Origin of the sequence: Niallia taxi (assembly GCF_032818155.1) — a bacterium.
Taxonomy (GTDB): domain Bacteria; phylum Bacillota; class Bacilli; order Bacillales; family Cytobacillaceae; genus Niallia; species Niallia taxi_A.
In genome coordinates this window covers 2,373,266-2,398,435 of sequence record NZ_CP102589.1, presented here as the reverse complement: position 1 = coordinate 2,398,435, position 25,170 = coordinate 2,373,266, and the positions used below count along the sequence as shown (strand labels likewise).

Genomic DNA, 25,170 nt, shown 5'->3' with positions numbered 1-25,170 from the left:
ATGACCTATAAAGTATTATTGGCAGATGATGAAAGAATTATTGTAGAAGGCATTTCGAGTGTGATTAATTGGAGCTCTTTAAATACAGAGCTTGTGGCAACAGCGAGGAATGGGATTGATGCATACGAAAAAATATCGACCTGTAAACCGGATATTGTCATAAGTGATATTAAGATGCCTGGAATGGATGGAATCGCACTTGCCAAAAAAGTTCATGAGGAGTTCCCATCCACTAGCTTCATTCTTCTGTCAGGCTTTGGAGAGTTTGAGTATGCAAGGAAAGCGATGCTGTATGGTGTTAAAAACTACTTGTTAAAGCCATGTAATGAAGAGAAAATAACAGCTGCACTTCAAGACATCATTAAAGAGCTAGAAGAGAAGAAGCAACAGCAAGAAAAATTTCTGCTTTTAGAGGAAAATTTAGAAAAAATCCAACCATTTATGAAAGCGCAGCTATTGTCAGAGCTCTTCACAGGAAAAGGAGATAAAAAGGATTTCTCCCGTTATGAGCATTTATTTGCCATTACAGACCGCATGCACCAAGTCATGCTTGTGCTTATTGAAATGGAAGGTGACGTAACATATGAGCAATTATCATCAATAGTCGAAACTGCTGCAGACTTTCTGCCAAATCTTGTTCTCCATACGGTGATTGGTAAGCATGCCATTTTCATAATGGATACAGAGACAGGGATAGAGGAATGTAAAAACAAGATTATAGCCATGCAAAAAGAGCTAACTTTCAATCATTGTGTCGAAATGACAGTCGCACTAAGCGGACCAGGTCCTGTTGAGACAGTGAAAACCTTATATAATCTCGCACTTGAATACATTGGTCACAAGTTTTATGTAGGAATAGGCAAAATTATTACAAATACAGATATTCACCCGCAAACAGCACAAAAATGTTCTCCAAAGTTTGTGATGGACGAACAGCCTGTTTGTCTCATGATTAAAGCTGGAATAGAGGACGAAGCACATAAAGAGCTAAATAACCTATTTGAACGAATGGGGCGGGAACGGCTTGGCATTCATCAGACTAAATCCTATTGTATCCAGCTTTACAAAACGATTATTCAAACGGTTGATAGGGAAAACCAGATGGACTTGCATGCAGGTACTGCCGAGCTGCTGGCAATGAAGACGGTTCAGCAAATGAAGGAATACTTGGATACAGTTGCTACACTTTTGGCGAAAAAAAACAAAGCTCGCCTTCAATCAAAGCAATCATCTGTTATTAGCAAAGTAATCGATATTATCGAAACACATTTTGCTAATCCAGAGCTGTCTCTTAAAAATGTGGCAAATGAAATGCTTTATATGAATCCGGACTACTTAGGCAAGTTATTTAAACAAGAAACTGGAGAACGGTTTTCTGCCTATTTGACTAAATGGAGAATTGAAAAAGCTATTGCCTATATTACAGATGTGGAAGATGTCAAAATGGTGACCTTGGCCGATCAGATTGGCTTTGGTGACAATCCACAATATTTCAGCCAAGTATTCAAGAAATACACAGGCTACACACCTTCAGAATATAGAAAAACCTTAAATAAAATATGAAAGCGTTTTAATCACCTCTGTTATTTACACATCGAAGTCTGTTTTTTTCATTACGAATCCGGTGAAAATGCATTAAATTAATAATGTAAGCACTTTCAATAAAGGAGGGCAATTTATGAAGAAGTTTGGCATTATAGCGTTAAGTTTTATCTTGCTTTTTTCTTTGGCAGCCTGCAGCTCAAGCGGTAAAGAAACTTCAGGCGGAAAAGACGACAAAATCACTTTGCGTGTAGCATGGTGGGGCGGCCAGCCAAGGCATGACTACACAATGAAGGTAATTGAAATGTACGAAAAGGCGCATCCAAATATAAAGATAGAAGCGGAGTTTGCCAACTTTGATGATTATTGGAAAAAGCTGGCGCCAATGGCTGCAGCTAACCAGCTTCCTGACATCATTCAGATGGATACAGCCTATCTTTCTCAATACGGGGAAAAAGGACAGCTTGAGGACTTAACAAAGTATACAGAGGACGGAACGATTGATGTCAGCTCGATTGATGAGAATACCATTTCTGGCGGAAAAATCGGCGACAATCTATATGGCTTTAACTTAGGCTCTAACGTACTGTCTGTTATTACAAATGATGATATGTTAACAGACTCTGGTGTTGAGCTTAATGATGAAGCTTGGACATGGGATCAATTCGTGCAAATGGCAACAGATGTGCAAAAATCAACAGACAAGTACGGCACAAATGGCATGAACCCGGCAGATGTCTTTTTCCCTTATTATTTAAGAACACAGGGCGAGCGCTTCTATAATGAAGCAGGCAATGGTTTGGCATATAAAGATGACCAGCTATTTGTGGACTATTTCAACATGCAGCTCGATTTAGTTGATGCAAAGGCATTCCCAACACCAGATGTGCAAGCACAGGTTAAAGGACTGGAAGATGACTTTATCGTCAAGGGCAATGCGGCAATGACTTGGAATTGGTCAAACCAATATTTAGGATTTGCTCAATTAACGGATTCACCGCTTTCGTTAAATCTTCCACCAGAGCAAGCAGATAATACAGCTTTATTCTTGAAGCCAAGCATGTATTTCTCTGTTCCAAAAAGCTCAGAGCATAAAGAAGAAGCAGCTAAATTTATCGACTTCTTCGTAAACGATGTGGAAGCAAACAAATTAATCAAAGGCGACAGAGGTGTACCTGTATCTTCTAAAGTCATGGAAGCAATCAAGCCAGAATTGACGGAAGAAGAGACGAAAATCTTTGAATATGTGGAAATGGCTTCTCAAAACGCAAGCAAGGCTGATCCACCTGACCCACTAGGCAGTGCCGAAGTGATGAAGGCACTAAAAGATGTATCAGAACAAATTCTATTCAAGAAAATCACTCCTGATGCAGGTGCAAAAACGTTCCGCACAAAAGCAGAAGAAATATTAGCAAGAAACAAGTAAGGCAAGAAGGGAGGAATAACATGTTCCTCCTTTCCTGCTAAGTTCCATGGAGGAGTTGAACCGCATGAAAAAACGGCTCGCAAGTGAAAATCTGGCAGGCTATGCATTTATATCCCCGTTCATTATCGGTTTTATGGCATTTACCATTATTCCAATGGCCGTTTCCTTGTACTTATCCTTTACAAGCTACGATTTATTTTCAACACCAGTGTGGGTTGGCTTGGATAATTTCAAGGAAATGTTCACAGGTGATGAAAAGTTTTGGCAATCATTAAAGGTAACCTTTACGTACGTGTTTGCAGGTGTGCCTCTCAGGCTGATTTTTGCGCTGATTGTCGCCATGCTTCTCAATAAGGCGTCTAGAGCAGTAGGACTTTATCGCACCCTTTTTTATCTGCCTTCCATTATCGGAGGAAGTGTTGCTGTTGCGATCATGTGGAGAAACATTTTCGGTAATGAAGGAACACTGAATGCCCTGCTGTTTTTCTTTGGTATTGATAAGAAAATCCTTTGGTATCAAGACCCAACAAAAGCATTATGGACGCTGATTTTCCTTGCTATTTGGCAATTTGGTTCCTCGATGCTGATCTTTTTGGCAGGCTTGAAAAACATTCCGCCTTCCTATCATGAAGCGGCAAATGTAGATGGTGCTAACAGATTTCAAGTTTTCTTTAAAATCACGCTACCACTATTAAGCCCAATTATTTTCTTTAACCTTGTAATGCAGACGATTTCTGCCTTTATGACTTTCACTCCAGCATACATCATCACAAAGGGGGAAGGTGGACCGCTTGATGGCACACTTCTGTATTCCCTGTATATCTTTCAAAAGGCGTTCAACTTCTTTCAAATGGGCTATGCATCTGCGATGGCATGGGTGCTGCTCGTCATTGTTGGCATATTAACACTTATTTTGTTCAAAACGTCTAAATTCTGGGTTCATTACGAATCGAAGGAGGATTAATCACATGAAAACAGTCACTAAAGATACGGGCCCAATCATGACTGATCCGGTTATATCGTATAAGACTCCTCGTTTTAAGGCTAAAAAGTGGATTTATCACATCCTTACAGGCGGATTTGCACTAATTATGCTCTATCCGATTATCTGGCTATTAATGAGCTCCTTTAAAGAAAGCTCACAAGTGTTTATAACAGCCCATTCCCTTATCCCAAAGCCGTTTATTTGGAGCAACTATGCAGCAGGCTGGGAGGGCATTGCAGGACAGTCCTTTGGTGTATTCATTAAAAACTCCCTAGTGATTGTCGGCTTGTCCACAATTGGAGCCGTCGCTTCATCCGCTCTGATTGCGTATGGTTTTGCGAGAATTCAGTTTAAATGGAAAGCATTTTGGTTCGCCTGTATGATGGTGACGATGATGCTTCCACATGAAATCATCATGATTCCTCAATACATTATTTTTGCCAAGCTAGGCTGGCTCAATTCAATTAAGCCAATTGTTATTCCACAGTATTTTGGTCATGCGTTCTTTATTTTCCTTATGGTTCAATTCATTCGCAATATTCCGCTTGAGCTTGATGAAGCGGCCAGAATTGACGGATGTGGCAGATTCAGCATTTTTTACCGAATCATTTTACCGTTGATTACACCAGCACTTGCGACTGCCGGTATCTTCTCCTTTTACTGGAAATGGGAAGACTTAATCAACCCTGTCCTTTATTTAAACAGTCCAGAGAAATATCCGGTTTCCCTTGCCTTAAAGCTTTTCCTTGATTCGGAAACAGCCTCTAACTGGGGTGCGATGTTCGCGATGTCTGTCGTATCACTATTGCCAGTTGTCCTTATCTTCTTCCTGTTCCAAAAGTATATTGTCGAAGGTATTAGCACGAGCGGATTAAAATAATTAGGAGGAGTGAAATTATGCCAGCACTTGTTTTTGATGAAAACAGTGTCCTTGAAGCGATAGATGCTGTTGTTAGTAAGACGTTTCAAATGGATTTTAATTGGGATTGGCCAGCAGGTGTCGCTTTTTACGGGGTGGCAGAAGCGTATGAGGCGACAGGAAAAGCAGAGTATCTTGATCTCTTAAAAAGCTGGATGGATGAAAGACTGGAGGATGGACTGCCTAAGCTGTCTGTCAACGGTGTTTCCATGGGGCATGCTCTTCTTTCCCTTTATACGGCCACAAATGAACAAAAATACTTAGATACCGCCCTTCAGCTTGCCGAATTTTTACAACAGGATGCAGAGCGGTTTGGTGATGGCATTCTCCAGCATACAGTTAATTCAACCACTTATATCTTTCATGAACAGGCATGGGTGGACACGATGATGATGGCAGGCCTTTTTTTGCTAAGAATCGGCAAGCTTACAGGGAATATTGACTATTTCAACGATGGACTGCGCCAATATCATGGCCATGAAGACGTACTTCAAGACCCATTAACGGATTTATACTACCACGGCTGGGATAATATCGAAAGATCGCATATGTCTGGGGTATTTTGGGCAAGAGGAAATGGCTGGGCAGCACTTACGATGGCAAAGGCCCTTGAGTTGATTGAAGTAACACATCCATCCTTTATGATCATCGATGGCTCACTAAGAGACCAGTTAAGTGCATTAGCAAGACTGCAGGATGAAAACTCAGGTCTTTGGCACACAGTTCTGACTGATTCTAGCTCCTATCTAGAAGTATCCGGCTCCTGCGGGATATTAGCTGCTTTATTAACACGAGGCTCTTTGTACAACAAGTATACACAAAAGGCAATCCCAAGTATTTTAGAGCGTATCACAGAAGAAGGAAAGGTGATGAATGTGTCTGCAGGTACTGCTGTTATGGATGACACGGCAGGCTATAAAGCAGTACCGTTCAAACGGATTCATGGCTGGGGACAAGGCCTTTCTCTTGTTTATCTCTCCCAGCTCTTGAAAAGCTCGAAGCGTGTGTATGCTTAACGTTTTATCGATTGAATTTAAAGGAGGAAAAAGGGGTGAATACGAAGAAAATCCGCCTTTTTATTGCTGGTGACTCAACAGCTGCAGCCTGCCCTGCATATGAAGCGCCAATGGCAGGCTGGGGACAAATGCTGCAGCCTTTTTTGGAAAAAGTAGAAGTCTGTAATGAAGCGATGGGAGGAAGGAGCTCTAATAGTTTTATAGAGGAAGGCAGACTTGAAACAATAACAAAAAGAATCGCTGCAGGCGATTATCTGTTTATTCAATTCGGGCATAATGACCAAAAATCTTATGGCACCGTGCCTTATACTACCTATCAAGCGTGCCTGAAGGAATATGCAGAGGCAGCACAAAGTAAAGGAGCATTTCCTGTTTTCTTAACATCTGTAAACAGACGGAAATTTGGTGAGGATGGGAAGCTGGTGAATACGCTTGGCGATTATCCAAATGCTATGCGTCAGTTGGCAGCAAGGCTTGATGTCCCGCTCCTTGATTTACATGTCAAAACGAAAGACCTGTACGAAGGCTATGGTCCGGAAAAATCAAAGGAGCTGTTTGTTTGGCTTGGTGCAAAGGAGCATCCAAATTATCCGGAGGGTCTGCAGGATGACACCCATTTTTGCACATTAGGCGCCTCTGAAATTTGCAGGCTCGTTCTAGAAGGAATGAAAGAACTTGGGTTAAACATTAGTTAGCGTGATTAATATCAAGAGATTAGATTGGAGTGAATGACAAACATGGCAAAAAAACTGTACCATGGTGCGGCTTATTATCCAGAGCTATGGGATGAGAAGACGATACTTACAGATATTCGTCTTATGAAGGAAACAGGGATAAATGTCGTTCGGATCGGTGAGTTCGCCTGGTCAAAAATGGAAGCAATAGAAGGAGAGATAGATCTTACCTTTTTCCGGCAGATCATTTCCTTACTAAACGAGAATGGTATTGAGGTCATTATGTGCACACCAACGGCAACTCCGCCAATATGGATGTCTGACAATCATCCTGAGCGAATGTATGTGGATGCAGACGGCAGAACAATGATTCATGGCTCTCGTCAGCATATTTGTACGAGTAATCCCTATTTCAGAAAGCGTGCAGCAATCCTCACCAATGAGCTTGCTAAAGCTTTAGGCAATATGCCAGGTGTTATTGGCTGGCAGCTAGACAATGAATTTAAATGCCATGTTGCAGAATGCATGTGTGTTACTTGCAAAGAGCAATGGCATAAATGGCTTGAACATCGTTATGACAACGTGGAGCAATTAAACGATGCCTGGGGCACAGATATATGGAGTGAATATTACCATGACTTCGAGCAGGTGCCGCAGCCTGGCCCTGTACCGTTTTTGCATAATTCCTCCTTAAAAACGATGTATCAACTTTTTTCAACAGAAGCAATAGCCGAATTTGCCGAAGAACAAGCAGCAATTATCCGCGAGCATTCACAATTACCAATCACTCATAACAGCACCATCATGTTCGCTGTCGACAATGAGCGCCTCTTTCAAAACCTTGATTTTGCTTCTTTTGACACTTACGCTCCAGCAGCGTCTTATTTTTCCTACTTGTTCAATTGTGATTTATGGCGAAACCTGAAAAAAGGCAAGGATTTTTGGATAATGGAAACGAGTCCGTCCTACAGCGCTTCCCTTGAAAGCTATGCGACCCCGCATCCGAAGGGCTACTTGAAAGCAGAAGCGGTAGCAAGCTACGCTCTCGGAGGAGCAGGGTTTTGCTATTGGCTGTGGCGCCAGCAAAGAGCTGGATGCGAACAGCCACATGGCTCGGTTATAAGTGCATGGGGAAAACCGACTGTCGGTTATGAGGAGGTATTAGAGACAGAAAAAGCTCGGATTGCCATTGAGCCATTCATAACAAGCACACGTCCTCTTCAAGCAGAGGTTGCGATTACCTATTCGGACAGAGCCAAAATATTTCTAAACACAGAGCCACATAAAGGCTTGCATTATAAAGAATTGATAACCGACATTTATAAGCATACTTTAGCTGCCGGAATACATCGTGACCTGTTGCCAGAAGGCGCAGAACTAAGTGGCTACAAGCTGCTGCTTACCCCTTTTGTTCCTTATTTGTCAGATGATTACATAAACAGAGCGAAAGCATTTGTAGAACAGGGCGGAGTTTGGATTGTTGGACCGATGACTGGCGGCAGAACAGCGCATCATACGATTCATACAGATGCTGCTTTAGGAAAATTAGAAGAGCTTGCGGGAATGGAGACAGCTTTTACCTTTCCTATTGAAAACACTGGCTCTGTTGGGGAAGCATACGGCTTAACAGCTCCTTTAGGGTTATGGAGTGCTGTTTTTGACGAGAAGGATGCCAAGGTAATCGGCACAATAAAAGGCGGTCTTGTTTGCGGGAAAGCATTTTTAACAGAAAAACAGCTTGGGAAAGGCAAGCTTGTAATGCTTGGTTCCCTGCCAACAGGTGAAGAGGGCAGCAAAATGCTCACTGAAATGATCCATACCTATGCAAGGGAGGCAGGAGTATCAGAGGACATCATAACTTCTGAAGGAACAATTGCAGCACCAAGAGAACAGGACGGAAGGAAATATTGGATTGTTGTCAATATGGATGGAAGAGGCGGAGGTGTTACTGTTCCGCAAGCTGTTAGGGATTGTATCACACAGGAGAACATTCCTGCAGGAGAATGGAAGCTAGGGAAATATGAATATCGAATCTTACAATCTATATAGAGGAGAATAAACATGGCTACGGATACTATTAAAATTGCTTATATTGGCGGCGGGTCTCAAGGCTGGGCAAGAAGGTTAATGTATGACCTTGCTTTAGAGCCGCGCCTGTCAGGTACTATTGCTCTTTACGACATTAATCACGATGCAGCTAAAACAAATCAAAGAATCGGGACACTCATTTCCAACCATCCAGATGCAACAGGAAAATGGACGTATGAAGCGATCCCAACAATTGAGGAAGCACTTAAAGATGCTGATTTTGTGATTATCTCGATTCTCCCAGGTACATTTGCTGACATGGCAAAGGATGTTCATTTTCCCGAGAAGTATGGAATCTATCAATCTGTCGGGGATACGGTTGGACCTGGCGGAATAAGGAGAGCTGTCAGGTCGATTCCACTGTTTATGGAAATTGGAGAACAGATTAAACTGCATTGTCCAGATGCATGGGTCATTAACTATACAAACCCGATGTCTGTCTGTACAAGAACATTATATAAAGCCTTTCCGCAAATAAAAGCAATTGGCTGCTGTCATGAAGTCTTTGAAACACAGCATTTGTTGGCAAATATGGCAGAAGAAATGCTCGGTGTCACGGTCGAAAACCGTAAGGACATTAAGGTAAGTGTAACAGGTATCAATCACTTTACATGGATTAATGAAGCAACCTATCAAAATATCGATTTATTCCCTCTGTATGCCAAGTTTGCCGAGAAGTACGCACATACAGGCTTTGAAAAGGAACAAGGAAAATGGGAGGAAAGTGTCTTCCACTCAAGCAATCGGGTCAAATTTGATTTGTTTCAAAAATACCGGTTAATCGCTGCCGCTGGAGATCGCCATCTTGCAGAATTCATGCCACCTGTTTACTTGAAAAATCCGCAAACCGTACATGACTGGAAGTTTCATTTAACAACGCTTGATTTTCGTGTGAAGGACCAGCAACGAAAGATATCAGAAAATGAAAAGGTCTTTACAGATGATACAAGGATTGTCCTTGAGCCCTCTGGGGAGGAAGGTGTCGAAATTCTCTTAGCATTGCTTGGAATAGAAGACCTTGTAACGAATGTCAACTTCCCGAATAAAGGACAAATTCAAAATCTGCCCAAGGATGCTATCGTGGAAACAAATGCTTTAATCCGAAAAAACAGTGTCCAGCCTGTGAGAACAAACGATATCCCCCTTAATGTCGCTAATATGGTGAACAGGCATATTCTTAATCAGGAAGCAGTTATACAAGCTGTTCTAACTGAAGATAAAAATCTGGCACGCAATGCTTTTGTTAATGATCCGCTTATCGCTGCTATTTCATACGATAATGCAGTTTCCTTATTTGAAGAAATGGACGTATGGCAGCAAAACTAGTGAAAGGAGAGATATAGATGACAAAAACAACAGCAGCTGATAAAAAACAGGTAATCGAGACAATTGAGCTGTTAATGACTAATTTGACGAAAATACAGGATGACACAGGAGAATACTTACTGAATTTTGATGGCTTAATTGTGGATGACAAAAGCTGGCATGTTTGGAATTGGCCGCAAGGTGTTGGTTTATATGGAATCTATCAGTACTGGAAGCTCACTAAGGATGAGAGTGCTATCCAGATAATTCACGACTGGTTCACTGCAAGATTTGCAGAAGGTGTTCCACCTAAAAACGTCAATACAATGGCCCCGCTTTTAACACTGGCATTTCTTTATGAAAAAACACAGGATCCTAACCTGTTGCCCTATTTGGAAGAGTGGGCAAACTGGGTGATGAAGGAAATGCCTAGAACAAAGGATGACGGACTTCAGCATATGACATACGGTCCAGAAAACAAAAATCAGCTCTGGGATGATACGCTGATGATGACCGTTCTTCCACTTGCAAAAATCGGTATGCTGACACATAGACAAGAGTATGTAGAGGAAGCGAAAAAGCAATTTCTGATTCATATCAAGTACTTGGCAGATAGAAAATCAGGTCTATGGTTCCACGGCTGGACATTTGAAGGAAATCATCATTATGCAGAGGCGCTGTGGGGAAGGGGGAATTGCTGGATAACAATTGCTATCCCTGAACTGATTGACATATTGGAATTACAGGAAGGGGATTTCTTTCGCAGCTTCCTCCTTGATACATTAAACAGACAAATAGAAGCACTTTACGAGCTGCAGCATGACAGCGGGTTATGGCACACATTGCTTGATGACCGTTCCTCCTATTTAGAAGCATCTGCTTCTGCGGGGTTTGCCTATGGAATCTTAAAGGCTGTGCATATGGGCTATGTAGCAGAAAAGTATCGAGAGACCGCTTATAAGGCAATAGAGGCTATAAGGGCGGAGATAAACACAGATGGCGTGCTGCAGAAGGTCTCTGTCGGCACAGGGATGGGAGATTCGCGTCAATTCTATAAAGATATCAGAATCACCGCCATGCCATATGGGCAATCCCTTGCTGTTCTCTGTCTGGCAGAATTCCTGCAGGATTGTCAGTGAAAGTGATTACCATGAGGAAGTCCTTTTAAATGGGCTTCCTTAAAAACAATAAAATGAAAACGTTTTACTATTATTAGAAACTGAGGTGACTGCAAATGTCGTGGAAAAAAGGTTCGACCTATGTAAGAAAAGCGCTTTGTGCTGCTGTAGCACTGCCGTTATTATTAGTTGATACAAGCGGAGCTTTTGCTGCAAGTTCAAATGACAAGTATGCCACACAGAAGGTTCAGCTTGAGTATTTGGACAGAGGCTTGACTGCTGCACAAACGTCTGAAGGAATATTCCTCAGCTGGCGGCTTTTAGGTACAGAGGTGACAGGCTATACGAAAACGGGAATGAAGGGTGCCACATTTCATGTTTATCGAGATAATAAGAAAATTGCTGCTGTTACAGACAGCACCAATTTTCTTGATAAAAAAGGGACCGCAAAGTCTGCCTATGAGGTACGAGCAGTAGTGAACGGCAAAGAGGTCGATGAAAGTGACGAGGTTCGCCCATGGTCCAATCAGTATTATGATCTACCGCTCCAAAAGCCTGCTGATGGTGTCACACCTGCTGGGGAGGCTTACACTTATTCTGCGAACGATATGAGTGTCGGTGATGTGGATGGCGATGGCAAATATGAGTATTTCGTGAAATGGGACCCATCTAACTCTAAGGATGTATCACAAAAGGGCTATACGGGGAATGTCTATATTGACTGTTATACACTGGAGGGCACATTGCTTTATCGAATTGATCTTGGTGTGAATATCAGAGCAGGTGCTCATTATACGCAAATGTCTGTATATGATTTTGATGGGGACGGTAAAGCAGAAATGATGTTTAAGACGGCTCCAGGTACAAAGGTCATCCACTATGACAAAAAAGGGAATATTACGTCTGAAAAGTACATCACAATGCCTAAAGAAGATATTAAAGCTGGTTACAGTAATAAAGACGACTATCGCATGAGTGCTGATGATTATTATGATCATATGGTGGAAATGTTTATGAATTGGCATAAGCAAGAAGAGGTCGTTAACGGTAATTGGCCAAAAACGCTGGAAGAGGCATTCGGAACGGAGAAAAAATACAGCTACCCGTTAGGGAAACAGGATGCAGAAAGCCTTGTCGATTATTTTATGGATGTATATGCACCAAGCAGAAGCACGCGTAACGATTTAAGGACATTTGAGGGCTTTATCGTAGATGGTCCTGAGTATTTATCTGTGTTTGAAGGCTCGACAGGCAAGGAGCTAGAAACCATCCATTATGAAACAGACAGACATGATGATGGGCTTATGTGGGGCGATTATGCGATGGCACGAATTGAACCTGGTAACCGTGTTGACCGCTTTTTAGGCACTGTGGCTTATCTTGACGGACAAAAGCCGTATGCTGTGTTTGCCAGAGGCTATTATACAAGAACAACCCTTGTGTCTTACAGCTGGGACGGCAAGCATTTACAGAAAAAATGGGATGTCGACAGCGGGTGGACACCGATGTCCAATCCATTCAATGATAGCCCACACGGCAAGGATGGCACCAATAAAGAATTCGCCACTTTGACAACACAAGGTGCGCATTCATTAGAGGCTGCTGATGTAGATGGTGATGGTAAGCAGGAAATTGTGTATGGCGGTGCGACAATTGATGATGACGGCTCGCTTTTATACAGTTCTACAGGTGTTCTGCCTGAAGGAAGCTCTGCACCAGGAACAACTGCAAGAATTGGCCATGGTGATGCTCTCCATGTGACTGATATTGATCCAGACCGTCCCGGGTTGGAGATATATATGGTGCATGAAGGAGCAACAGGTGCCCCGTATGGCTACACTTTAAGGGATGCTAAGACCGGCGAGGTAATTTATGGCGGATATACAGGTAAGGATACAGGAAGGGGGATTATCGGTGATATTGACCCAACAAAGCGCGGTCTTGAAACGTGGGCAAACACTGGTGTCGGTTTATATACAGCAGGAGGAACAAAGCTCAGTGACACAGCACCAGGGACAAATATGAATATTAAATGGGCAGCAGATATGACAACACAAATAGTCGATGGTGCACTTGATGTAACACCTACTATTGAAGATTGGCAGAAGGGAAGACTTTTAACCCTAGACGGCACAAGAACAAATAACGGCACAAAGGGAAATCCTTCACTTGTAGCTGATATCTTTGGCGATTGGCGCGAGGAGCTGCTTGTCCGCACGACAGACAGCTCAGCAATCAGAATATTTCTCAGCACAGAAGTGACAAACAGAAAGCTTTACACGCTTATGCATGATGTTCAATACCGCACTGGTGTTGCAAGACAAAGCACTACCTATAATCAGCCTTCGTATACAAGCTTTTATTTCGCAAGTGATACAGATTGGTCGAAAGTGCCGATTCCGACATTTAACACTCCTGGATTAGCTGTTATATTAGAGCAGCTACTGACCGATTATAAGGCGAAGGGAGAGCTGTCAAAAAAATCCTATTCACAATTAAACAGCAGCTTTCAACAGGCATTAAAACATGAGCATAAAGGCAAAACAAAGCAAGCATTAAAGGCACTTGATAAACTTATTGATCAGATCAGTAAAGATAAAAGTAAAAACATTTCACCGGAGGCAGCTAAAAACTTAACGAAGCATGCACTGCTGCTGAAGGATTCATGGAAACAATAAATAGCTCGCAAACAGCCTTCTGATCGCAGAAGGCTGTTTTATGCTTATGCCAAGTCGTTTTTCCACGAAGATACTAGCTTAGCTAGCTGGTTTTTTTCCTGTTCCAGCTGTTTTAGGCGGTGGCCATTTGCTCCAGATGGGTGGGGAAAACCAGTAAGAAAGGGCTGATTAATTTTACCTGCTGAAGCTAATTCCTTTATCATCTCATCGACAATTTTTCCAAGTGGAATGATTAAAGCATTCTTGTCGATTAGCTTTAGTTCCTCTGGAAACACCGAGAAAACGAAGGAGGTAAGAAGCTTGCTGTGCTTCATAGACGGATTATGACCTGTGTAGTTTTTCCCTTTATAAAAGACAGGATATTTAAGAAGGGAGGTAGTATGCAGCAACGAGCGTTTGTTTGCAAATAATTCAGTACAGCTAGGATATACCAAACGCTTTATGGAGACCAATTTCATCTAGCATGGCAATTAAATTTGCTCGCATTGTTCCAGCGTAGCTTGCTGTTTCTTTTGTAAATTGCAGTTTATCTATTAAAGATTGCTGCTCGCACGATAAATAAGCTTCAAAAGCCGTTTTCATTTGCAGCCAGCCAGGAGTTATACCAACAATGACAATTTTTGCATTCTTGTTAACATAATCATTATGTGGTGAATAGTACATAACAAGATCTTGCTCAGCATAAATTTGAAATTCTGTCGTTAAAAGTAATTCTTTCGAAACGGATGTATTTATAGGCAATGAATTTAATGCTGAAAGAAAATCAAAATACATGAACAAAGCTCCTTAAAACATATTTATTATTGTTATTATGGCAGAAGAAGAGAAAACTAACAGCAAGTATGATTATCAGGATTTTCTTTTTTTCTAGTTTACATAATATATATTATCACAAGCAAAGGTAAAATTGAAAAATCTTGTCTCAAATTTAAGTATACTTTAGATAGTGAGACAGAATAAAAAATTTTAATGATATCTGCTTATATTGTTTTTTTGCTGTTTCATGTGATGTTTTGATTCTAGGTTGCTTGTCCGTAATCTACTAGCAAATATTTTGTACTTTAGATTAAATTTCGTTCGCTTCATTAATAATATAGTTTATCCTGTCTTTATTAATTGATTTCATCATAAATTAATTACTATTAGATTCATTTTCCTAGTTCACTTTTGATTATTATGTAAGCGCTTTTCATACAAAAAAACTAGACATAATGTTTATATGTCTAGTTTCATAGGTTCATTTTAATATTGCTTTTATCTCTTTCCTTCGTTCCATATATAGGAATATTTTTTTCATGATAATTGGTACAATAAATAGAATAAATAATAATCGGAACAGCTGGTATGTGGTAATGATCGTTAAATCGGCATGCACAGCTTGACCTAAAATGGCCATTTCAGCCATTCCTCCTGGTGCTAAGCCAATAAATGCGGTTAATAATGAGATATTCTCTTCTATTCCCAACAATATGGCGGAAAGTAGAAAAGAAAAGCTTACAAGCACAATTGATGAAATGACGGAAACGGCAAGAAAACGTGATTTATTTTCAATTTTTCCGAATTTCATCTGTAAACCTAAATCAATCCCAATCAATACCTGTGCTGCAGCTATTATTGGTGTTGGAATTGTTGCTACATTAACACCTGCAAGCAGCAAAATGGCAATAATAATGAGCGGTCCGAGCATAAATGGAGTTGGAAATTTGCATTTTTTTGCGATGATTCCAGCAATAAAGGCAATAGTCATAAACGGCAGAATCAGCCAGCTAACAGGTGCTCCTCCTGCAACCGATACTACTGTACTGCCAGCATGCAGGATTGGACTGTATACAATAAAAGGCACTAGCATAATAACTGTTATTATCCTGCATACTTGTATAATCGTAACGACCGTAAGATCTATTCCCTTTATCTCAGAGCTGATGGCGATCATTTGCGTTAGTCCACCGGGAATACTCCCTGCTATCGTTGACTTTAAATTACTGTGTGTCAGCTTATTTGTCACAACTGCCAACAGCAGACTGAACAGGATTAAACCAACTGTCATAAGGAGCATTGACGGCAGATGTGTGACCATATCCATTAGTGTTTGTTTATTAAAATGTTCCCCAATTGTATAGCCGATTGGAATTAACCCGTATGTTCGAAAGGAAAAAGGTAGTTTTGGAGTCTGTTTGGAGAGCTTTACATAAGCTAATGTGCCAATCATAGCACCTAAGAGCCAGGCTAACGGCAAATGACACAAATAAAAAACTGTACCACCAATAAGCGCTGATGCTAACATTTTATAAAATGACATGCAATATCCCTTCTTGCTAATTTAATAGATGTATATAACATATACTATCATAAAAAATAGTTGGAAATACGAAATATTTTGTCAGAGAAAATTACTCAACCTGCTTTCAATTAGCATGGCTGAGTAATTTTTTTAGTTATTTTGTTTTGCTGCTAATTTCTTTCACTTTAAATTTTTCTAGCTTCCATCCATCTTTTTTGCTTGTCCATACTGTTTCCAGATAAGCAATTTTATCAACAGCTGCTATTCCACTGATGATTTGCTTGCCTTCTAATGAGAATTTTTGTTTATACCTAGAAGGCTTTAAACTAGTAAAAGGATTGATTATAAGCTCTGTTGACTCATTTAAATGTCCGTTTTGGTACAAGCCTAATTGTTCATATGTATTTTTTCGTTCATATAAATCAAAATTATATGTTTTTAGACCATCAATAACTAGCTCTGCTTTATAATCATCCTTAAAGCTGCTTGTCATTACAGGTAATTCAGGAATTGCTACTTCCTTTATTTCAGTCCCATTAAAATCAAATAATTGGTATCTTTTTCTGCTGTTTCGTTCGTTATCAGAAATCGTCAGAAACATTTCCTCCTGTTTATCACCATCAAGATCATACAGTTCTAAGTTTGGATTATATCCACCATCCATCGTTATATCTGCTTTCGTTTCTTTTTCGTCTGACACTTGAATTGTCAGCTTTTTAAAGAAATTGTCTTCATCCTCAGAAGAAATGCCAAGTAACGTCATGTTTTCTGTTTTCCCATCGCCGTTGAAGTCCTTTTGTTCCTCCAATAATATCTTTTCTTGCTCTCCGTTTTCTAATGCGTATGCGCCTGTTATCGCACTTAGTGACATGAAAAAAAATGCTGTAAATGCGAACAATAGTTCTTTTCTCAAAATTATCCCTCCTACATAAATCCCATTATTAATATCATCTCCATTAATGGAAAAAACATGTAAGAAAGGAAAAGAAAAAATCCTCCACCATGTGGTGAAGGATTTTTTTTCTTAAGCTTCTGCAATCTTGGTAATCCATGCTGATTCGGCTTTCCCAGCTTCTGTTTCGTCGATTACAAACGAACCATTTGAATATCTGTCATTAAATCGAATGGATTCGACCAATACTTCTTCAAGCATTCCCTTTTCTGTATGAATATGAACAATATCTGCCTTTGCGGCAATAAACATATTAACAATACGATGTGGATTCGATTTCAGTTCTCTTAGCATAACAACGCCACGCTTCGCCCTGCCGCCATTTTCGAATTCACTTAATTTCATTTTCTTAATGGATCCTCGTTGTGTGATAATGACAACCGATTCACTTTTCACATCGGTAATGATTTGACCTGATACAACAAAATCATCATCCTTCAAGGCTATCCCCTTCACTCCGGAAGCTCTTGGTCCAACAATATTAACTTCTTCCTCGTGGAAGCGTAATGCATAGCCATAGTGTGTAGCCATTAAGATTTCTTTCGTTCCATCTGTAACGACAACATCTACTACCTCATCATCGCCTTTCAGATTTAAGGCAACAAGGGGCTTGCTATAGCGCTGTGCTTTATAGCTTGTCATTTCAGTCTTTTTCGCCATTCCATTTTTCGTGAAGAATAGCAAGTATTTACCCTCATCAAAGCTTTTAACAGGGATAGCATGGATGATGCTTTCATCCCTGTCAATCGGAATGATATTGGAAATATGCTGACCAAGATCCTTCCAGCGAATATCTGGGAGTTCATGAACAGGGCAATATAAATAATTCCCTTTATTAGTGAACAACAATACAACTTCTGTTGTATTAATATCCAACTTGGCGAGAATTCGGTCTGTATCCTTCATACCGAAATCCTGTCCATTGCTTGCGGCAAAAGAACGCTGACTTGTACGCTTTATATAGCCTTCTTTCGTTACAGTAACGATAACATCCTCACTGCCGACAAGCACTTCAAGATTGATTTTGATTTCCTCAATCTCTGCTTGAATAACAGTCCGACGCTCAGAAATAAAGCGTTTTTTGACATCCTTCAACTCTTTTTTAATAACGGACACCAGCTTTTTCTCACTTGAAAGAATGGCAGACCATTCCTCGATTTTTTTTGCTAGCTCTTCAGCTTCTGCTGTCAATGCTGTTATATCCGTATTCGTCAATCTGTAAAGCTGCAAGGAAACGATCGCTTCTGCTTGCGCTTCAGAAAATTGGAAGGATGAAATCAAATTATCCTTAGCATCTCGTTTATCTTTAGAAGCACGGATTGTTGTGATAACTTCATCTAAAATCGATAGTGCTTTAATAAGTCCGTCAACAATATGCTGTCTTTCCTTTGCTTTTTCAAGATCAAAACGAGTCCTTCTTATGACAACATCCTTTTGATGCTCAATATAAGCATCAAGCATCTCAAGAATGCCCATTAGCTTTGGACGTTTATTGTGGATGGCTACCATATTGAAGCTATAAGTAATTTGTAAATCTGTATTTTTGTATAAGTAATGCAGAATGCCAGATGCGTCTGCGTCTTTTTTCAGTTCAACTACAATTCTTAAACCAGTACGGTCGGTTTCGTCACGCACCTCTGAGATGCCCTCCACCTTGCGATCAAGTCTGATTTCATCCATTTTTTTCACTAAATTACTTTTGTTTATTTCATAAGGTATTTCTGTTATAACTATTTGCTGTCTACCGCCGCGAATGTCTTCAATGGCAGCTTTTCCTCTAACGATGATTTTGCCTTTTCCTGTTTCATAGGCTTTTTTAATACCTTCCACGCCTTGGATAATGCCGCCTGTCGGGAAATCAGGACCTTTAATATGCTGCATAATGTCATCTACTGTTGAAGCTGGATTGTCCATTCTTTCGATGACACCATCGATGACTTCTCCAAGATGATGTGGTGGAATATCAGTAGCATATCCGGCAGATATTCCAGTTGAACCATTTACAAGCAGGTTTGGAAACTTTGCGGGTAAAACGGTCGGTTCACTGGATGTATCATCAAAGTTTGGAATGAAATCGACTGTTCTTTTATCAATATCCTTAAGCAGTTCAGACGATATTGCAGAAAGTCTTGCTTCTGTATAACGCATGGCCGCTGGCGGATCACCGTCGATGCTTCCGTTATTTCCATGCATTTCTATCAGCAAATTTCTAACTTTCCATTCCTGGCTCATACGGACCATTGCTTCATATACAGAGCTGTCACCATGAGGATGGTAATTACCGATAACATTTCCGACAGTCTTAGCTGACTTACGGAAGTTCTTGTCATGCACATTGCCATCTACATGCATCGCATATAATATACGGCGTTGTACCGGTTTTAAGCCATCACGGGCATCTGGTAATGCCCGTTCCTGAATGATGTATTTACTATAACGTCCAAAGCGATCACCGAGAACGTCCTCTAAAGGTAAATCACGAAATTGTTCTGTTGAACTCATGATTCATCCCCCTCCTCTGCAACCACGATATTTTCATTTTCGAGAATATTTCCTTCTTCTTCTAAACCAAACGCTACATTTGATTCAATCCACTTGCGGCGAGGTTCTACCTTATCGCCCATCAATGTGGTAATGCGGCGTTCAGCTCTTGCGATATCATCGATTTTAACGCGTATTAACGTTCGTGTATCAGGATTCATTGTCGTATCCCAAAGCTGGTCGGCATTCATCTCACCCAACCCTTTATAACGTTGCAGAACATAGCCTCTGCCGACTTTTTTTATGGCATCCTGCAAGTCATCATCGCTCCATGAATACTCAATAACCTCTTTTTTGCCAGATCCTCTGCTTACCTTGTAAAGCGGAGGTAAGGCAATATACACTTTGCCTGCTTCTACTAGCGGCTTCATATAACGATAGAAGAATGTCAGCAGAAGTACTTGGATATGTGCTCCGTCTGTATCGGCATCTGTCATAATGATGACTTTATCATAATTGGAATCTTCAATATTGAAGTCTGCTCCAACTCCCGCTCCAACAGCATGGATGATTGTATTGATCTCTTCATTTTTAAAGATATCAGACAGCTTAGCTTTTTCTGTATTGATTACTTTACCTCTTAAAGGAAGAACTGCCTGGAAGCGTCTGTCTCTGCCTTGCTTAGCAGAACCGCCGGCTGAATCACCCTCTACAAGATAAAGTTCATTTTTTTGCGGGTTTTTCGATTGTGCTGGAGTAAGCTTACCTGAAAGCACCGTTTCCCCGCGCTTTCTTTTCTTGCCGCTTCTTGCTTCTTCTCTTGCTTTACGAGCAGCTTCACGTGCTTGATATGCCTTGATTGCTTTCTTAATGAGAAGAGAGCTTGTCTCAGGATTTTCTTCAAAAAAGTAGGCAAGATGCTCTGAAACTACTGCATCAACAGCAGATCTAGCTTCACTTGTGCCAAGCTTTCCTTTCGTTTGTCCTTCAAATTGAAGCAGGTTCTCCGGTACACGGACAGAAACAATCGCTGACAATCCTTCACGAATGTCAGAGCCGTCCAGATTTTTATCCTTTTCCTTAAGAAGATTAACCTTTCGTGCATACTCATTGAACATTCTTGTCATGGCAGTCTTACTGCCAGCCTCATGTGTTCCGCCGTCTTTCGTGCGAACGTTGTTAACAAAGGACAAGACGTTTTCTGAATAGCCATCATTAAATTGGAAAGCGAACTCCACTTCAATTCCGTTGCTTTCTCCTTCAAGGCTGACAACAGGATGAAGGTTATCCTTCTCTTCATTCAAATATTCAACAAAGGCTTCAATCCCGTTTTCATAATGAAAAACAGTATGCTCCCCTTGGCGATCATCGATTAACTCAATTTTCAAGCCTTTTAATAAAAAGGCTGATTCACGCAATCGTTCTGAAAGCGTTTCAAAATTATAAGTAGTTGTAGAGAAGATGGTAGGATCTGGCTTAAAGTGAATAGTTGTGCCGGTTTGATTCGTTTTGCCGAGCTTTTCAAGCGTCGTTACCGGCTTGCCTCCATCTTCAAAACGCTGTTCATATATAAATCCGTCCCTCTTAATTTTAACGACAACCCACTCAGACAGCGCGTTAACAACAGAAGCACCAACACCATGCAGCCCCCCGCTTGTTTTGTAACCGCCTTGCCCAAATTTTCCACCTGCATGAAGAATCGTAAAGATTACTTCCGGTGTCGGCTTGCCGATTTTGTGCATTCCTGTCGGTAATCCTCGTCCTTTATCCTGAACACTTATAGAATTATCCTTATGGATTTTCACGATGATCTCTTCACCAAAGCCGGCCAATGCCTCATCGACAGCATTGTCCACTATTTCATATACTAAATGATGCAATCCTCTTGCATCTGTGCTTCCGATATACATACCAGGACGTTTCCTGACAGCTTCTAGTCCTTCCAGCACCTGAATGGCATCATCGTTATAGTCAAATGGTTGTTGATTTTTCGCCACAGACATACCCCTTTCACCTCAAAAACACGACATATTATCTTTGTATGTAGCATGTCGAACAATTGTTTATGTATTCGTCTATAATTTCATTTATCCTCTAAAAGAGAAGAATTATTTTTTCTTTAGTCTTTTTGCCTTCTATAGTGGACGAAGGACACCATTTTATGCATGTGAGATAAAATAGATCATTACCAGAACAATTGTTCTTATGATATGATAACAGCATTTTTTCTACAAGCAAATAAATAATTCGATTATTTTCTGAAAATAGTCGATTAGATTCAATATTATACCAAGAAAGCAAAAAGAGAAAAGCTTTTTTTTATAAGGTTCGTTTCAAGCATCTTAATTATGTTAACACATATTTCTTATAAAAAAAACGCTAACTACCGTTTCTCCTCCAAGGTCTTTACCGCTTGCTTATTTATAAAAATAAAAAAACAGATGCAAATGAGGCGGTATCTCAAGCGGAAAATTATAGCTTGAGAAGCCTTGTTCGCATCCGTTTTCACGGTTTATTTTGTCAAAGCGTGTTCGACTTTAATGCATCTGTCCATAATTACGGTATAGCCCTTATCTTTCAAAGTGTTAAAGGTTTCTTCATGTACAAGTCCTTGCTGTGCCCAAAATACATCTGCATCAATCTGTTCGAATTCCGCTGCTACCTCTGGGAGGAATTCCGATCTTCTGAATACATTGACGATATCAACATGCTCTTTAATCTCTGTCAGGCTCTTATATGCTTTTTTGCCAAGAACTTCATCCACTGTAGGGTTAACGGGAATGATATCATAACCCGCCTGCATCATAGCGTTTGCGATCATAAAAGACGTTCTCTCCGGATTATCACTTAAACCAACAACCGCTATTGTTTTAGCTTTTTTAAGAATTTTGCCGATTTCTTCTCTGCTTGGGTTTTCAATTGCCATTATTGTTCCTCCTCTATGGTTTTGTTTGCTTTATATTTCGAGTCCCTTTAACTACAAGCAGGAACCATCTTTATTACCATTTATACTAGTCCAGTTTAAGCGTAAATAGCAAATAAAATGCAGTAACATTTTCCTTTATTCTGCTTCTTTATCCTTATTCTTTTTTTCCTTCTTTTCAACCATTGCCCGGTAAATTTGGGTATGCATGCTACCTTGTTCAATGTTTTGTAAAAAGAATTCACCAATTAGCTTTTGATAATCTTCATCCTCTGTCATCTTTTTACTTTGCAGTTCCATTTCCGCAAGTCCTTCATACTCTGTCAATAAGGCATATGTATGGTCATTACCAGATATAGGTGTCAATATTTCGACCTTATGCGAATAATTTTCATTGCTGAATTTTTTTAATTCACGTAGGTTTTCAAGTCCCTCCTTAAATTTATCCTGTTTTATAGAGAATGTTTGGTATACATAAACAGTCATTTTACAGTACCTCCAAAGAATGAGTTATAATAACTTATCATTCCCTCTACGCCTAAAAAAATTCCAACACTAAAAAGGATAAAAAGAGCAGCACAAAGCCGCTCCTTATAAACATTGTTATCTTTTTTCCAATGCGTTTAAACGCTGATTAACTCTTTGCAGGCTGCGCTCAAGCTGGTCAATGTCTCGTTGCTGCTGGTTGTTTTCCCGCTCAAGCTGATTAATTCTTCTTTCGAATTGGTCGAGTCGGCGGTCTTGTTGATCAATTCTTCTTTCCAACTGATTGATTCTTCTCTCCCATTGTTTCCACTGGGGCAGGTTAAACAACTGAGATAACTGCATTTGTCTATTTGGATCATCATAATAACCTTGTTGATAATTGTAGTCATAGGAAACTTGTGGATAGCTATAATTTACATAGGGATACATATAGGCAACTCTCCTTTTTTTATATCTGCCATACAATATGCATCAACCCACAAATTGATAAGGACAGTCGCCTATTATCCCTGTTAGGAGACTTGGTCTTTTTTTAAGCTTAAGACTATTCTCCACTTTCTTGTGCATATAGTACTGTATGCATACTACTGGAGGTTAACGAATGAATCATATAGTAAAAAGCGGGGAGACATTGACCCAAATAGCAAGGGATTACCGCCTATCATTATCTGCTCTTTTACAAGCGAACAGTGGTATTAATCCTAATATCATTAATCCAGGTCAAATTATCATTATCCCTGGCTTGCCTTCCCCCCAAAGTATTCCGTTTCAAATAGATGTATCTGTCGGAGGCCGAACACTAAGACTACTAAGGAATGGCGTCCTGCAGAAACAATACCCAATCGCTGTTGGCCGTATGCTAACAAGCACGCCTTTCGGTAATTTTGTTATCATCAATAAAGCACCTAATCCTGGAGGTCCATTCGGTACATTATGGATGAGTCTTTCAAAGGAGCATTATGGCATACATGGCACAAACAATCCTAGTTCAATTGGCAAAGCTGTTTCAAAAGGATGTATCCGTATGTATAACAAAGACGTTGAGGAGCTTGCTAGCATTGTCCCAATTGGCACGGCTGTGTTTATTCATCCTTAATTTCTTTATTATTCCACGTATGTAACAAACTCACGAACTGGCTTACGATATCCTCGCGGCTGTCTGCTTTCTACCTTCTCTTTGCCAATGGTAATCATCAGCACCACTTCCTCCTCAGCAGGAACTTGCAATAACTGGCGGACCTCCTGCTGATTAAAGCCAATCATTGGGCATGTATCCCAGCCTTGATTCTTGGCTGCAAGCATAAACAGCATGGCAGAAAGGGAAGCGTTTCGGATAGCCTCTTCCTTTAGGAATTCTGTACCACGAGTTTCATAAAAAGCAGTAGTATCTGATACTAAATGATCATATTCTTGCTTATTGACAATGCCAAGCATTTGCAGGCCCTCATAAATATCACCAGCCTGTTTGTAGGCATGTTTGTTTCCAACTACCAGTATGACTGCAGAGGCACTTGCTACTTTATATTGACCTTGTGCTGCGGCCCTGATTTTTTCTTTCATATTCGCATCAAGCACTGTAATGTATCGAGTATGTTGCAAGTTAAAGGCAGACGGAGCCAACTTAACTGCTTCAAAAATATTATTTAATTCTTCCTTTGTAATGGGATTACCTTCTAAAAAGTTACTGGCAGAGCGCCTTTCTTTCACTATATCTAAAAATTCAGCCATGGTTTTTCTCCTTTAATGGTTATTTATCTCGAATTAAAGATATATGAAGTTTGTTTTCACGTAAAGTTTTTTGCCTCATCCCTTCATTCGACTTCCACCATAAAGGAGAATACTAAGCTGCCTCGTTCCCACTTTGCAGAAACAACGTAAATATATACTCCTCTTTTTTCAGGAAGCACTAAATAATTACCGTCTAAAATTGCCTTATTTTCCTGATCATTTGACCAATTTGACACATTTATCGAATTCTCAAAGGGGGTTCTCGTGAATTTCAACTTAACGCGATCACCAGGATGAACAAAAACCGTTTCTATTTCGTTCTCTTTCAATAGTATCTCTGGTGTGGGAGAATCACTGCAAACGCTTTGTAAAACTCCGTCCCAGCAATAGCTCCCTTGAACAGTAGGCACTATATGACCATTTATAGTAAAGATTGTTGCAGGCATGCTGACACGACTTTCAAAAAAGATAATCATACTAAGCAAAATACCCACCATCAGCAACGAAATCAGCTTTTTCATTGATATTCCCCCTTTAAATCATTAGACGCACATTTGGAAAAATATGT

General features: G+C 40.3%; 22 protein-coding genes. 11 read left to right on the top strand and 11 right to left on the bottom strand.

What is annotated here, in order from left to right; translation table 11 throughout:
• The 10 genes from NQZ71_RS11880 (at position 1) to NQZ71_RS11835 (ending at position 13,751) form a co-directional block, all read left to right on the top strand.
• On the top strand, positions 1-1,563 hold the full coding sequence (locus tag NQZ71_RS11880; protein WP_317010685.1) for a response regulator: 1,563 nt from the start codon (positions 1-3) through the stop codon (positions 1,561-1,563).
• Positions 1,564-1,678: 115 nt separating this feature from the next.
• Positions 1,679-2,968: an ABC transporter substrate-binding protein gene (locus NQZ71_RS11875; protein ID WP_317010684.1), complete on the top strand. Its 1,290-nt coding sequence runs from the start codon at positions 1,679-1,681 to the stop codon at positions 2,966-2,968.
• A 64-nt stretch (positions 2,969-3,032) separates the two neighbouring features.
• Complete coding sequence (locus tag NQZ71_RS11870) at positions 3,033-3,932, top strand: carbohydrate ABC transporter permease (RefSeq protein WP_144455838.1); 900 nt, start codon at positions 3,033-3,035, stop codon at positions 3,930-3,932.
• A 127-nt stretch (positions 3,933-4,059) separates the two neighbouring features.
• Positions 4,060-4,833, top strand: a complete 774-nt coding sequence (locus NQZ71_RS11865; RefSeq protein ID WP_375545207.1) for a carbohydrate ABC transporter permease — start codon at positions 4,060-4,062, stop codon at positions 4,831-4,833.
• Between the two features lie 17 nt (positions 4,834-4,850).
• Positions 4,851-5,888, top strand: a complete 1,038-nt coding sequence (locus NQZ71_RS11860; protein WP_144455836.1) for a glycoside hydrolase family 88/105 protein — start codon at positions 4,851-4,853, stop codon at positions 5,886-5,888.
• Positions 5,889-5,923: 35 nt separating this feature from the next.
• The gene (locus NQZ71_RS11855) at positions 5,924-6,583 is read left to right on the top strand and encodes a rhamnogalacturonan acetylesterase (RefSeq protein WP_144455834.1); all 660 of its coding nucleotides are present in this window, start codon (positions 5,924-5,926) and stop codon (positions 6,581-6,583) included.
• Positions 6,584-6,625: 42 nt separating this feature from the next.
• Positions 6,626-8,611, top strand: a complete 1,986-nt coding sequence (locus NQZ71_RS11850; RefSeq protein ID WP_317010683.1) for a beta-galactosidase — start codon at positions 6,626-6,628, stop codon at positions 8,609-8,611.
• A gap of 12 nt (positions 8,612-8,623) precedes the next feature.
• Positions 8,624-9,976: a family 4 glycosyl hydrolase gene (locus tag NQZ71_RS11845; RefSeq protein WP_317010682.1), complete on the top strand. Its 1,353-nt coding sequence runs from the start codon at positions 8,624-8,626 to the stop codon at positions 9,974-9,976.
• 17 nt (positions 9,977-9,993) lie between these two features.
• Entirely contained in the window at positions 9,994-11,094 is a 1,101-nt protein-coding gene (gene bglB, locus NQZ71_RS11840) for a beta-galactosidase BglB (RefSeq protein WP_317010681.1), read from the top strand.
• 95 nt (positions 11,095-11,189) lie between these two features.
• A complete protein-coding gene (locus NQZ71_RS11835) occupies positions 11,190-13,751 on the top strand; it encodes a rhamnogalacturonan lyase (protein ID WP_317010680.1) in 2,562 nt (853 codons plus the stop codon).
• A 44-nt stretch (positions 13,752-13,795) separates the two neighbouring features.
• Here NQZ71_RS11835 and NQZ71_RS11830 read toward each other — a convergent pair whose 3' ends face one another.
• The 9 genes from NQZ71_RS11830 to NQZ71_RS11790 form a co-directional block, all read right to left on the bottom strand.
• Complete coding sequence (locus tag NQZ71_RS11830) at positions 13,796-14,065, bottom strand: hypothetical protein (protein WP_317010679.1); 270 nt, start codon at positions 14,063-14,065, stop codon at positions 13,796-13,798.
• 106 nt (positions 14,066-14,171) lie between these two features.
• Entirely contained in the window at positions 14,172-14,525 is a 354-nt protein-coding gene (locus NQZ71_RS11825) for a hypothetical protein (RefSeq protein ID WP_317010678.1), read from the bottom strand.
• Positions 14,526-14,988: 463 nt separating this feature from the next.
• Positions 14,989-16,050: an AbrB family transcriptional regulator gene (locus NQZ71_RS11820; RefSeq protein ID WP_317010677.1), complete on the bottom strand. Its 1,062-nt coding sequence runs from the start codon at positions 16,048-16,050 to the stop codon at positions 14,989-14,991.
• 136 nt (positions 16,051-16,186) lie between these two features.
• Positions 16,187-16,945 (bottom strand): hypothetical protein, encoded by a 759-nt coding sequence (locus tag NQZ71_RS11815; RefSeq protein WP_317010676.1) that lies wholly within the window; start codon positions 16,943-16,945, stop codon positions 16,187-16,189.
• A 111-nt stretch (positions 16,946-17,056) separates the two neighbouring features.
• On the bottom strand, positions 17,057-19,486 hold the full coding sequence (parC, locus tag NQZ71_RS11810; protein ID WP_275007623.1) for a DNA topoisomerase IV subunit A: 2,430 nt from the start codon (positions 19,484-19,486) through the stop codon (positions 17,057-17,059).
• Positions 19,483-21,462 carry a DNA topoisomerase IV subunit B gene (parE, locus tag NQZ71_RS11805; protein WP_144455817.1) on the bottom strand — a complete coding sequence of 660 codons (1,980 nt, stop codon included), beginning with the start codon at positions 21,460-21,462 and terminating at the stop codon, positions 19,483-19,485. The genes parC and parE overlap by 4 nt, the downstream gene beginning before the upstream one ends.
• Positions 21,463-21,977: 515 nt before the next feature.
• Positions 21,978-22,391: a CoA-binding protein gene (locus NQZ71_RS11800; protein WP_144455815.1), complete on the bottom strand. Its 414-nt coding sequence runs from the start codon at positions 22,389-22,391 to the stop codon at positions 21,978-21,980.
• A 135-nt stretch (positions 22,392-22,526) separates the two neighbouring features.
• On the bottom strand, positions 22,527-22,874 hold the full coding sequence (locus NQZ71_RS11795) for a hypothetical protein (RefSeq protein WP_144455813.1): 348 nt from the start codon (positions 22,872-22,874) through the stop codon (positions 22,527-22,529).
• Between the two features lie 117 nt (positions 22,875-22,991).
• The gene (locus tag NQZ71_RS11790) at positions 22,992-23,303 is read right to left on the bottom strand and encodes a hypothetical protein (RefSeq protein ID WP_144455811.1); all 312 of its coding nucleotides are present in this window, start codon (positions 23,301-23,303) and stop codon (positions 22,992-22,994) included.
• Positions 23,304-23,475: 172 nt separating this feature from the next.
• On the opposite strand from NQZ71_RS11790, the gene NQZ71_RS11785 reads away from it, so the two are divergent.
• The gene (locus tag NQZ71_RS11785) at positions 23,476-23,970 is read left to right on the top strand and encodes a L,D-transpeptidase family protein (RefSeq protein WP_144455809.1); all 495 of its coding nucleotides are present in this window, start codon (positions 23,476-23,478) and stop codon (positions 23,968-23,970) included.
• 8 nt (positions 23,971-23,978) lie between these two features.
• On the opposite strand, the gene NQZ71_RS11780 is transcribed toward NQZ71_RS11785, so the two are convergent.
• Together NQZ71_RS11780 and NQZ71_RS11775 are read right to left on the bottom strand one after the other, a co-directional pair.
• Positions 23,979-24,602: a nitroreductase family protein gene (locus NQZ71_RS11780; RefSeq protein ID WP_144455807.1), complete on the bottom strand. Its 624-nt coding sequence runs from the start codon at positions 24,600-24,602 to the stop codon at positions 23,979-23,981.
• Positions 24,603-24,685: 83 nt separating this feature from the next.
• Positions 24,686-25,123, bottom strand: a complete 438-nt coding sequence (locus NQZ71_RS11775; RefSeq protein ID WP_275007626.1) for a hypothetical protein — start codon at positions 25,121-25,123, stop codon at positions 24,686-24,688.
• Positions 25,124-25,170: the final 47 nt, after the last annotated feature.